This is a genomic window from Polaromonas sp. P1_E1_2 (genome assembly GCF_056406035.1).
The window spans coordinates 1-1825 of sequence record NZ_JBFUAZ010000733.1; the positions used below are offsets into that span (position 1 = coordinate 1).

The 1825-nt window shown below is 62.7% G+C and carries 3 protein-coding genes and 1 pseudogene; 3 read left to right on the forward strand and 1 reads right to left on the reverse strand.

Features of this window, described 5'->3' with window-relative positions:
* From alr to AC1D1P_RS22285, 3 genes are all read left to right on the forward strand, one after another.
* A partial coding sequence (gene alr / locus AC1D1P_RS22275; protein WP_477674484.1) for an alanine racemase occupies positions 1-561 on the forward strand: 561 nt, incomplete at its 5' end.
* Positions 562-600: 39 nt separating this feature from the next.
* Positions 601-1062: an RDD family protein gene (locus AC1D1P_RS22280; protein WP_477674485.1), complete on the forward strand. Its 462-nt coding sequence runs from the start codon at positions 601-603 to the stop codon at positions 1060-1062.
* 50 nt (positions 1063-1112) lie between these two features.
* The gene (locus AC1D1P_RS22285; RefSeq protein WP_477674486.1) at positions 1113-1580 is read left to right on the forward strand and encodes an N-acetyltransferase family protein; all 468 of its coding nucleotides are present in this window, start codon (positions 1113-1115) and stop codon (positions 1578-1580) included.
* Positions 1581-1598: 18 nt separating this feature from the next.
* On the opposite strand, the pseudogene AC1D1P_RS22290 reads toward AC1D1P_RS22285, so the two are convergent.
* A pseudogene (locus tag AC1D1P_RS22290) lies at positions 1599-1825 on the reverse strand (NAD(P)-dependent oxidoreductase); the annotation flags it as partial.

Below are 1825 nucleotides of genomic sequence, written 5' to 3' on the forward strand. Positions count from 1 at the left end.
GTCACGCACGACCTGCCGGGTGAGCGCACCCTCAGCAACAGCGCCGCCACCTTGCGGCACGGCGATGTGCTGGCCGGGCGCTCCGACTGGGTGCGGCCCGGTATCCTGGTTTACGGCAGCGCGCCCGACTTTCCCGAGCACGGCGCGGCCGACTGGGATTTGCAGCCCACCATCACGCTGTCATCGAAAATCATCGGCATCCAGGAGCTCAAAGCCGGCGATACCGTGGGTTACGGCTCCTGTTTCACGGCCGACGGCCCGTTGCGCATCGGCGTGGTGGCCTGCGGTTACGCAGACGGCTACCCGCGCCACTGCAGCACAGGTACGCCGATGCTGGTGAATGGCGTGCGCACCCGCATGGTGGGGCGCGTCAGCATGGACATGATCACGGTGGACCTGACTCCCGTGCCCGGCGCGGGCATCGGCACCGAGGTGACGCTGTGGGGCCGCGCCTCCAGCGGCGCGGTGCTGCCGATCGACGAAGTGGCGCACGCCGGCGGCACCGTCGGTTATGAGCTCATGTGCGCGGTGACACAGCGTGTGCCGGCGGTGGCGGACTGAATCCGCTGTGACTGCAAACTTGTTCAGCAAAAAAGAACCATGGAAACATCAGAACTTGAATATGCCGGCTTCTGGATACGCGTCTGGGCATCGCTGATTGATACCGTGTTGTTCTGCGTGCTGATCTTCCCGCTGCTGACGGTCATCTACGGCACCGCTTACTGGAACAGTACAAAGCTGGTTCAGGGGCCGGCGGATTTCCTGATCTCATGGGTTATTCCGGCTGTGGTGGTCGTGGGCTTCTGGATCGTTCGGCAGGCGACACCCGGGAAAATGGCGATTGCTGCCCGCATCGTGGACGCCAGGACCGGCCTCAAGGCCACGGCAGGCCAGTTCGTCATCCGCTACGTCGGTTATGTGCTGTCCACCATTCCCTTTTGCCTGGGTTTTTTCTGGGTGGCTTTCGACGCCCGCAAGCAGGGCTGGCACGACAAGCTCGCCGGCACGGTTGTCGTGCGCAACAAGGCCGGCACTACCCAGCCTGTCGCGTTCAACGGCTGATACCCGCTCTCTCCGGCATCAACCCTGCCTGCCATCATCAAGAGGTGCCCATGCCAGTGGCTTCATCCATCACCGTTCGTCCCATAGCGCCGCAGGATTTCGAGGCCTGGTTGCCCCTTTGGCTGGGCTACAACAAGTTCTACGGCCGATCCGGTCAGACGGCGCTGGCTGACGACATCACCGCAATGACCTGGTCGCGCTTTTTTGATGCGTATGAGCCTGTCCACGCTCTGGTGGCGGAGTCTGGCGGCGAACTCGTGGGCCTCACGCATTACCTGTATCACCGTAGCACCACCCGCATTGCGCCGGTCTGTTATTTGCAGGATCTGTTCACGGCTGAAGCCGTGCGCGGCCGGGGCGTTGGCAAGGCGCTGATTGAAGCCGTGTACGAGAAAGCCCAGGCCGCCGGTTCTACCCGCGTTTATTGGCAAACCCACAAAACCAACAACACGGCCATGAGGCTGTATGACCAGGTGGCGGAAAACTCCGGCTTCGTGGTGTACGCCAAGGCGCTTTAGGCGCCGTCGAACCGCGGCTCACTGCGGCGTGATTTTCGCGCCTGTGAGTTTTTCCTGTGCCGTCACAAGGGCGGTGACAAATTTCTTGCCCTGGCCCAGCGCGCTGGCGGTGGCCAGGCTTTGGTGCACGGCCTCGCCCACGAGAGAAGGAACATTCACCATCTCGGCCAGGTGGGTGTAGTAGCGCAGGTCCTTGCGCGCGTTGTCCAGCTCAAACTTCAGGCCGTTGAAGTCGCCGTTCAGCG